Annotated in this window: 7 protein-coding genes; 3 read left to right on the top strand and 4 right to left on the bottom strand. The window is 65.2% G+C overall.

What is annotated here, in order from left to right:
• A partial coding sequence (locus ON27_RS30195; protein WP_043735331.1) for a multicopper oxidase family protein occupies positions 1-1,256 on the top strand: 1,256 nt, incomplete at its 5' end.
• A gap of 117 nt (positions 1,257-1,373) precedes the next feature.
• On the opposite strand, the gene ON27_RS30190 is transcribed toward ON27_RS30195, so the two are convergent.
• The 3 genes from ON27_RS30190 to ON27_RS30180 form a co-directional block, all read right to left on the bottom strand.
• The gene (locus ON27_RS30190; protein ID WP_043735327.1) at positions 1,374-1,811 is read right to left on the bottom strand and encodes a hypothetical protein; all 438 of its coding nucleotides are present in this window, start codon (positions 1,809-1,811) and stop codon (positions 1,374-1,376) included.
• Entirely contained in the window at positions 1,804-2,712 is a 909-nt protein-coding gene (locus ON27_RS30185; RefSeq protein WP_043735323.1) for an alpha/beta fold hydrolase, read from the bottom strand. The genes ON27_RS30190 and ON27_RS30185 overlap by 8 nt, the downstream gene beginning before the upstream one ends.
• 271 nt (positions 2,713-2,983) lie before the next feature.
• Entirely contained in the window at positions 2,984-3,586 is a 603-nt protein-coding gene (locus ON27_RS30180) for a TetR/AcrR family transcriptional regulator (RefSeq protein WP_043735321.1), read from the bottom strand.
• Positions 3,587-3,713: 127 nt separating this feature from the next.
• Between ON27_RS30180 and ON27_RS30175 the strand changes: the two genes are divergently transcribed.
• Both ON27_RS30175 and ON27_RS30170 read left to right on the top strand, forming a co-directional pair.
• Complete coding sequence (locus ON27_RS30175) at positions 3,714-5,198, top strand: MFS transporter (RefSeq protein ID WP_218003068.1); 1,485 nt, start codon at positions 3,714-3,716, stop codon at positions 5,196-5,198.
• 38 nt (positions 5,199-5,236) lie between these two features.
• The gene (locus tag ON27_RS30170; RefSeq protein ID WP_051047120.1) at positions 5,237-6,757 is read left to right on the top strand and encodes an MFS transporter; all 1,521 of its coding nucleotides are present in this window, start codon (positions 5,237-5,239) and stop codon (positions 6,755-6,757) included.
• Positions 6,758-6,891: 134 nt separating this feature from the next.
• Here ON27_RS30170 and ON27_RS30165 read toward each other — a convergent pair whose 3' ends face one another.
• Complete coding sequence (locus ON27_RS30165) at positions 6,892-7,686, bottom strand: alpha/beta fold hydrolase (RefSeq protein ID WP_043735316.1); 795 nt, start codon at positions 7,684-7,686, stop codon at positions 6,892-6,894.
• Between the last annotated feature and the right edge of the window lie 115 nt (positions 7,687-7,801).

Below are 7,801 nucleotides of genomic sequence, written 5' to 3'. Positions count from 1 at the left end.
GGATCGCTCGTGGTGAGGTCCTGCGAGCGGACTTCACCAATGCCCTGCCTCAGCCGTCGAGCATCCATTGGCATGGCGTGGCGCTGCGTGACGATATGGATGGGGTCCCCGAACTCACTCAGTCGGCAGTCGCCTCAGGTGGTGGCTTCCGCTACGAATTCACCGTTCCCGACGCGGGGACCTACTGGTTTCATCCGCACGTGGGCGTACAGCTCGATCGCGGGTTGTACGCGCCGATGATCGTCGAAGATCCCGCCGACGGCAACAACTATGACGTGGAAGCCGTTGTAGTACTGGATGACTGGCTCGACGGCGTCGACGGTCGTGACCCGGATAAGGAGCTCGAGCAGCTCCGGGCCAAGGGCATGGCCGGCATGAACATGGGCCCGATGACCGGTAACCACACGGGCGGACATGGCGGCCATGGCTCGGGCGCGACTGATCCGGCGGCGCCACTGGGTAGCGATGCCGGTGATGTGACCTATCCGTACTACCTGATCAACGGGCGTCTCAGTACCGATCCGATGACCTTCGCTGCACGCCCCGGCCAGCGGATGCGTCTGCGCATCATCAACGCTGCCGCTGACACCGCCTTCCGCGTGGCCGTCGGCAGGCACCAGCTGAACGTGACGCACAGCGACGGGTTCCCCGTGCACCCTGTCACGACAGACTGCCTGCTGATCAGCATGGGAGAGCGCTATGACGCCATCGTGGAACTGGGCGACGGCGTCTTCCCGCTGATCGCGGCCGCCGAAGGCAAACAGGGACGCGGCCTGGCATTGATCCGCACCGGCGGCGGCAATCCCCCGCCAGCTGACGTCCAGGCTCGCGAGCTGGACGAAACACCCCTGACCGCCACCCGGCTGCGCGCCGATGAATCCGTACTGCTCGCGCCGAAGCCGCCGGACACGGTCCTCGACGTATCCCTGGGCGCCGACGACAAACGCTACCTATGGACCATCAATGGGAAAACCTTCGACGAGCACGCCATGCTCGACGTCCGCGAAGGCCAGCGGGTCCGGCTGCGTTTCATCAACACGACGATGATGTTCCATCCGATGCATCTGCACGGCCACACCTTTCAACTGGTCGACGGCAACAGCACCGGCGCCCGCAAGGACACCACCATCGTGCTGCCCAACCAGACCGTCGAGGTCGACTTCGACGCAGTGAACCCAGGTCAGTGGATGCTGCACTGCCACAACGCGTATCACGGCGAAGCCGGAATGATGAGCGTTCTGTCCTATGTCCGCTGATGTCGCTGTCTCCGGCAAGCGCATGGTTCAATAAATGGTCCCGGTGTACGAGGCAAAGAGGCAAGCCCACTCCCGTCACTGGGCAGTGGCCCCAAGATCGCCGCACAGGCCCTCCGGTCACAGCAGCTGCTGTTGGACGAATCCTGCCAGCAGCACGACGAAGCCACCGATCTCTCCTACGATCAGCGCGACCATGAACGTTGTGGTGCCGCGAACAGGTTGGCGGATCTGATTATCGGTATCGCGACGCCAACCGTGATAGACGTACGTTGCGATCGCCGCAACAAAGAACGCGACGGTGGTGCCCGCCGCGACGAGATTCGTGATCGTCGGCCAGCCACTCAACTCGACGAACACTGCGATAAGCAATGTCGCGAAGGCATAGAGCAGTGCGGCGCGGTGAGCGGTGTCCACGTAGGGATGAGCCACACCTTCTTCCGAGCCGACCATTTGCCGGTATTTCCATACGCCGAACACCGGTGCGGCAAGGAAGATCAGCCCGCCCCACAACAGCACCATTGTGGTGTCGGTACCCAGCGCAGGTCCGTTACTCATGATCAGCCGCCAGGAATGGCCTCAACATCGCGTAAGCCTGTTCGGGGCAGTCGTCATGGAGGGAGTGCCCGCCACCTGGCACGATATGTGCCTGCACATTCGGTATCCGTGAAGTGAACCGTTCGAGCAGGCTCGGCGGGAAGTAGCGGTCCTGGTCGCCCCACAGCACCTGGGTGGGTGCCTGCACCAGGTGCAGGTCGCGCTCGGTGTCGGTCCACCGGACCGACCGTTCCACCGCGAGCATGTCCCGCAGTCTGGCCGCGCGCCCTAGCGGTGACCGCATCATTCGCACGTATTCGCGAATCCGTTCATCCGGAACGCGATCACGGTGAGCGAAAGATTTGTTCAGCATGTGCCGCACCGCCGCGGTGGTCATCAGGTGAACGGCGATTTCGCCTAGCACGGGAAGCCGCGCCAGTCGGAACTCCCACACGTCGGTGACGTCCACTCCTGCCGGGGCGATCAAGGCGAGCCGGGTCACTCGGTCTGGGTGCAATTCGGCGAACCGCAACGCGAAACCGCCGCCCCACGAATGCCCGAGGATCGCTACCGAATTCACGCCGACAGCGTCGAGAAAGCCGGGAATGGAGTGGGCGATGGCATCAGCGTCGTACCCGAACGTTGGGTCGAGAACCTCCGTGCGGCCCTGGCCCGGCGGGTCCAGCGCGTAGACAGTGTGATGCTGGGCCAGGGCGCTGATCAGTGCCTCGAAGGTGAGTTTCCAACCACCACTGCCCGCGAGGAGCAGCAACGACGAGCCGCTGCCAGCTCGCGCGTAGTGAAACCGCGCCACCGCGGTGTCCACGACAGCCTCGGTGACCGCGGGCGAGGACGTGTAATCCCGCCTCGGCGCACGCGCCCCGTCACCCAGTCGGCCCGGTGGTGGATCGCTCCGCACCATCTCGCACGCCTCCCGATGAAGTCGAACTCGGTCGTTCGAATTATCTATGCGCCGAGGCTACCACAATTCGAACATCACTGTTCGAGTTGCGGCCCGGTGCGGCACTCGGGGTTGATCGGGATGGCGCATTCGACCGGGTGCTGTCGTCGATGATGTTCCATCACCTCGACAAGGATGTGAAAGCGCAGCGACCGCCAGGGTGCTGTGTGTACCGTGCGCCAGCGGCTGCGGCACTGGCGTCACGTCGGCGTTTACGCTTGGGAGCTGGCGCTCACGCTGGATCGGCCGTCGGCATGTATGCCGATAGCAGGGTCGTGGTGATGAGGTGTGCTGCGTCGTGGTCGGTGATGCGGCCTGCGGCGATCTCTCCGGCTGCACCATGGACGACACTGTGATAGACCGCGACCATCCATGAGATCGGCAGGTCGTCGCGGAACACGCCTTCCTTTCGGCCTCGTTCGATGAGGCGGTGGACGCGTTGCATCGGAAGGTCGTGCGCGGCGCGGATGCGTTCGGCGGGAAGATGATTCTGCGCGGCCAGCAGTAGTGAGCGGAACTGGTCGATGATTTTCCAGGAGGCCTCGACCAGTCGGGCGAGGGCCTCGCGGGGGTCGCCGCCGATGTCGATCGCGTCGAGTGCGTGATCGCTGCCGGTAACGGCGCGGGTGAAGACTGCGTCGATCAGTTCGGTGCGTGAGGCGAAGTGCCCGTAGAGGGTGACGCGGCCGACGCCTGCTCGCTTGGCGATGGCGCTGATGTTCGCATCCGGGTCGGCGATCAGGCATTCCTGGGCGGCGTCGAGGATCGCCGCGATATTGCGCCGGGCATCGGCGCGTTTGGCCTGCGCTGTGTGTTCGGTGCGCGTTGCCGACATCGGGAGGTCACCTCTTTTCGAACAAGCCCGTACAGGTTGTGCTGCCACTGTAGCCCGGCCGCGGGCCAGCCCGGACCGCGTCGGCGAATGACCCGACTCACTACCGCATCACCCTTTTCGTACACGAGTGTTCGAGTTACAGTCAGTAGATAACTCGAACATCTATGTTCAACTTAGGAGGAGGGTCATGCATTCGCAGACATCTGCCAACCAAGGTCACGACGTGGAATCACCTGTGGATCCGCGCAGGTGGCGGGCATTGGCGGTGCTCGCGATCGCCCAATTCATGCTCATCCTGGACATCACCGTGGTAACGGTGGCGCTGCCGGATATCGGACAGGACCTCGAGCTGACGCGGGCCGCGACCACCTGGGTGATCACCGCCTACACGCTGCTGTTCGGTGGGCTGATGATCTTTGGCGGTCGCGCGGCCGATCTGTTCGGCGCCCGCCGGATGGTACTGCTCGGTCTGGCGGTGTTCACCGGATCCTCGTTGCTGGCCGGATTGGCGATGAACGCGCCGATGCTGGTGAGCGGCCGGATCGGTCAGGGCGTCGGCGCGGCGCTGCTGTCGCCCGCGGCAATGTCGATAGTGACCACCACATTTCACGGCACCGAACGCAACAAAGCCCTCGGGGTCTGGGGCGCGCTCGGTGGCAGCGGCGCCGCGGTGGGAGTCCTGGCCGGCGGCTTGTTGACTGCGGGTCCGGGCTGGGAATGGATCTTCTTTGTCAACGTGCCTGTCGGTGCCGTGCTGCTCGCGGTAATCACAAAGGTGGTGGCTGATCGGCCCGGCCAGCGCGGAGCCGGCATCGATGTGCCTGGAGCGGTGCTGGTCACCGCGGCCGCTGGGGCAGCGATCTTCGGGCTGATCAACGCCGGTGACGAAGGCTGGGCAGACGCGTCCACGTTGGTCACGCTGGCAGCGGCTGTCGTAGTCGGTGCGGTCTTCCTCGCCTATCAATTCCGCGCCACCGATCCGCTGCTCGACCCGCGTCTGCTGATGCGCCGCCCCGTCGCGGCCGGCGTGGTGTTGATGTTCGTCGCGACCGGACTGCTGATCACCGGGTTCTTCCTCGGCTCGTTCTATCTGCAACAAGCTGAAGGGAACTCGGCGCTGGTCACCGGTCTGCTGTTTGTACCGGTCGCGCTGGGCACAATCGCCGGTGCGCACAATGCCGGTCACTTCATCGGCCGCTTCGGCTACCGTCCGGTCGGTATCGCCGGGCTGGCCGTCGCGGCGGTAGGAGCCGCGGTGCCCGTGCTCTGGAGTGACACAATTCCGCTGGTCGCCGGGCTCACGGTGGCAGCGGCTGGGCAAGGCGCCACGATTGTCACAGCGACCACCATCGCTTTGGCCAATGTCGAGCACCGCCAAGCCGGCGTGGCCTCCGGGCTGGTCAACACCTTCCATGAGGTCGGCTCGGCCTTCGGCGTCGCGGTGACCTCGACAATCGCCGCCGTCAGCCTGCGCACCCTCGGCGCTGACGCGAGTGGATTCACCAACGCCTTCACCGCCAGTGCCGTCCTCGCGATCGTCGTCGCAGTGGCCGCCGCGGCGTTCATCCCGGCAGGCAAACCGCCGGCAGGCCTTCGAGTCAGCGTGCACTGACCCAGCACAAGAGTCACGCAACGGAAGGAGCCGCAGCAATGGTTCAGCTGCACAAAGAATCCTCGGCCGCATCGAATTTGCCGGGTGTCGTCCGGAGAAACCTGATCCTGGGAGTGATGTGTCTTGCGCTGGTCGCTGTCATGGGGATGATGGCGTCGCTGATGGTCGCCGCACCTGCCATCGCGACCGGCCTGCAGGCGTCGCAGACGCAGGTGTTGTGGATCGTCAACGCCTACGGTGTCACCTTCGCCGGTCTGCTGCTTGTCGCCGGTGCACTCGGAGATCGTTACGGGCGCAAGGCAATGCTGGTCATCGGCCTCCTCGTCTTCGGCGCCTCCTCCACGGTGGTGCTGCTCATCGACGACGTCGCGACCATCATCGCGATGCGAGCCGTCGCCGGAATCGGCGCGGCGGCAGTCATGCCGACAACCCTATCGATCATCACCCACGTGTTCCCCCCGGACGAGCGGGCGCGCGCGGTCGGCATCTGGTCGGGTGTCACCGTCGGCGGCGCACTGATAGGCCTGCTCAGCGCGGGCGGCCTGCTCGAGGCGTTCTCCTGGCGCTCGGTGTTCGTCTTCAATGTCGTACTCACCGTCGTCACCCTGGCCGCCACCGGGCTGATTCCCGGCCAGAGACGTTCCGGCACAGACAGTGTCGACATCGGCGGCGGAGGGCTGTCCGTCCTGGCCATCGCATCGCTGGTATTCGGCATGATCGAAGGCCCAGAACTGGGATGGACCTCGACCAGGGTGGTGGCGACATTCGGCTCGGCCGCGGTCGGCACCGCGATCTTCATCGCCTGGGAATTGCGGCACCCCCGACCCCTGTTGGACCCGCGCCTGTTCCGCCACCGCGGGGTGGCCTCGGGAACCGCGGTCATCACCACCGAATCTCTGGCGATGTTCGGGTTCTTCTTCGTTGGACTGCAATTCCTGCAGATCATCAAGAACTACTCACCGCTGGACGCCGCCCTTGCCTTGCTGCCGATGGCCTTGGCGGCCATCGTGTTCTCACCGATCGTTCCCCTCCTGCACACCAGAATGGGCTACCGATTCGTGGTCGTTACCGGAATGGTCATGATCGGCGTCGGACTGCTGATGATGACGACCCTGACCGCGCACTCCTCCTATCTCCCGATCGGAATCGGCGTGTTCCTACTCGGCAGCGGCATCGCGTTCGCCGCCACCCCAGCCACCGAGGCCATCATGGACGCCCTGCCACCCGAACAGCACGGCGTCGCCTCCGCGCTGAACGACCTCACCCGCGAACTCGGCGGCGTCCTCGGAATCGCACTGTTGGGCAGCATCTTCAGCGACGGCTACCGCGACCGGATCACCGACACGACCGCGCAGCTGCCACCCGACATCGCCCGGGTTGCCGAGGACTCCCCCGCCGCGGCGGTAGCGATCGGGTCAGCAGCGCAAGCGCCTCCGCAGCTACTGGCCGGCGTGCTGGACAGCTTCCAGCACGGAATGTCCACCGCCCTGGCGGCAGGCATCCTCGTCGTTGTTGCCGGAGCCGTCTTCACGGCGGTCAGGAATGTCCGCCGCTCGTAACCCGCAGGGCACATCGCATACTGTGCGATCGGCACCCGCGATTGCCGTGCGAGCTTCGGTGTCACTGAATCAATGCGCTACGTGCCCCATGCCTGAGAGCCAACCAGGCAGCACAGGCCACGCCCTCCAGACCGTCAGGGGTTCTCTTCGAGAAATTCCCGGATACCGGGCGCGGTCACGCGCGCGAGGTCCTCCGCGGTGTGCAAGTCGCTCGATATCGACACCGCTGCCAAACGGCCATGAGGAAGTACTTTCGCGGCGCGTTCGGCCAACGCGGTGGGGTGGCGCGTGTCCGTGCCCGGGAACACCAGCGTCGGCGTCGTGATCGCGCCGAGTTCGGCGACGTCACGGAAAGATCGATCACGGCCGATGGCCGCGGCGGCGACGATGCTCGCTGGGTCCGATCGCGGTATCGCGTCACGCACCATAGCGCCGACCACCGGCGGGAACCCAGCAAGGATCGGCTCCCATCCTGCCTCGATGCCATCGGCCGCGACCCGATCGGCGAAAGCATCCAGGAACCGGATCTCCTCCTCTTTCGCCGCGTCATCCTCAATATCTTCGACGCCGATCAATACCGCCGCGCGGACCCGGTGCGGGTTTGCAGCGGCCATACGGAGCGTGATGGTCGAGCCCAGGCCGGCGCCACCGAGTGCCGCGACCGGCAAGCCGAGATGGTCCAGGAGGTGGACGATGTCGTCGGTGTACTGGGCCCAGGTGTGCCGCGCTGGATCGGTGCTGACCGACCGTCCGTAGCCGCACAGATCCGGCAGCACCACCGTGTGTCGATCGGCCAGCCGGGCGGCGAGCGGGAGCATGCTCTCATGATCCGGCCCGTCGGCGTGCATGAGGATCAGCGCGGGCCCGGCACCGATAACGGTGGCGTGCAACGGGCACCCATCGCCCCCGCGGTAGGTGAGTTTCGGCATGGGTGCAGCGTATGCGGTAGCGGGGTTGCGCCCAATACGCTGGCCGGACAGCTTGTATCGCGATTCGGACAGTAGCCGGTGAATCGAGCCGCTCGGCTATCGCTCGGATATCACC

It is taken from the genome of Nocardia asiatica NBRC 100129, from assembly GCF_000308415.1.
Lineage (GTDB): Bacteria > Actinomycetota > Actinomycetes > Mycobacteriales > Mycobacteriaceae > Nocardia > Nocardia asiatica.
Note: the sequence above shows the minus strand (reverse complement) of the source record. Positions and strands in the feature narration are given on the sequence as shown.